Here is a 1,638-nt window from a genome sequence, read left to right as displayed (position 1 = left end):
GTCGCGGCGGGAGGAGATCGAGGCCCGGATCGCGGGGACGCGCGGGCAGCCCGGCCGGCCCGACTGGGGCCAGGTGGCCGACGCGATCGAGGCAGGCTGGTTCGCGCCGGTCGGTGGGGTGACGCCGCCGGTGGACTGGCCGGTGTGGGCGGGCCGCTGGCCCGAGCAGCTGGTGCTGTGGCGTGACCGGGACGGCGTCGACGTGCTGGAGGTTCTCACCGTCGCGGACGCCACTCGGCGGGCGGCGCTGTCCGTCCCGCACACCCCCGAGGGTGAGCTGCTGGCCGCCTGGGAGGCTGACGGGCGACCGGACGCGCTCGGGCTGTCCTTGCGGGAGACCGAGCAGGGGGTCCGGTTGGGCCGCCCGGGTCTGCTCGCTCACCGGCTGGGCTGGTCCGCGAGCGGCTGGCATGCCTGGCCGGACGGGTCCTGGCGCTGCCCGGGACGGCCGCTGGACACCTGTCACACCGTGACCGCCACCCCGCTGGCCGGCGGCCGGCTGCGCCTGGTCGTGCTGGAGCAGCCCGGTGACTGGGTGCAGCTGGACGTCGACGTACCCGCCGGCGACGACGGGCTGAACGAGCTGCTGGACCGGTACGGCTACACCGTGGACAGCGGGCTGTGGGACCAGCTGCCCGGTGGGGTGCGTTACGCCCCGGCCCGGCCCGGCCGGCTCGCCGAGCGGGATTGGTCGACGTCCGCGCGGGTGCGGGTGGTGCGGGAGACCACGGTGGGCGCGGTCGACCCGCGGGTCGACCGTACGTTCCGGGTCGGGGAGGTGCTGACCATGTACCAGAGCGGCCGCGCGGGCCGGCAGGTCGACCGGCGGTCGTGGTGGTCCTCCCACGACATCGATGGGGCGCACATCCTGCCCGCCGACGCCGTGGAGATTGTGGAGGTCCTGATCGACCGGCCGCCGACGTGGGCGGACGCCGCACTGAGCGCCGAGCAGATCACCGCGCTGCTCGCCCCGCACCACCCCGGCGCGGCGGCCGCGGCCGCCGCGTGGATCGCCGCCGGGCTGCACGTCAGCCACGACCTCGCCGGGCTGGCGATCCGGACCAGACCCGCCGGCCCCCGCATCGGGATCATCGACCGCGACTACTGGAACGGCGACGTGCACAGCAAGCCCTACGAGGCGGTCCTGGTCGACGGGGAGCAGAGCTGGCAGTGCCGCACCCGCGCGCTGCCCACCCTGCCCCTGGACCCGATCGCCGCCGCCGACCCCACCTGACCTCCTCGCGGGGTCCCGCCCGCGGCGGGACCTCCCCAGCACAACTAAGTTCCACGGCCACACCAACCTCGCCCGCGCCGGATTCGCGGTCGCCGGTGTGCTGCTGGCCGCGGTCGGGGTGGTGGTCGCCGGGTGGGGGGCTGTAACGCACTGGATCCTGCGGGCACCGGAAATTCGGGATGTTAAGTGCGTCTCTTTCCGCACGATGAGGAGACGGCGTGACGAGTCGTTCCTGGCATGTCTGAGCCGACCTCCGGTCGCGACGACCCATTCGGACGTGCGGGTTTGTGAGACAGGTGGCAGGAACGGCGTTTGCCAACGATGGGCTCAGATCGGTATGAGTGGAGCGGGTCCCGCAGGTCGTGACCATCACCCAAATGGGGTGGTGTGTCGCGAAGGAGCTG

General features: G+C 73.6%; 1 protein-coding gene. It reads left to right on the top strand.

What is annotated here, in order from left to right; translation table 11 throughout:
* Nucleotides 1–1,234 (top strand): hypothetical protein (locus tag BBK14_RS38265; protein WP_157904264.1); only part of this gene is annotated, 1,234 nt, incomplete at its 5' end.
* Nucleotides 1,235–1,638: the final 404 nt, after the last annotated feature.

The sequence above is a fragment of the Parafrankia soli genome, assembly GCF_001854695.1.
Lineage (GTDB): Bacteria > Actinomycetota > Actinomycetes > Frankiales > Frankiaceae > Parafrankia > Parafrankia soli.
This window is presented reverse-complemented; position numbering and strand designations above follow the sequence as displayed.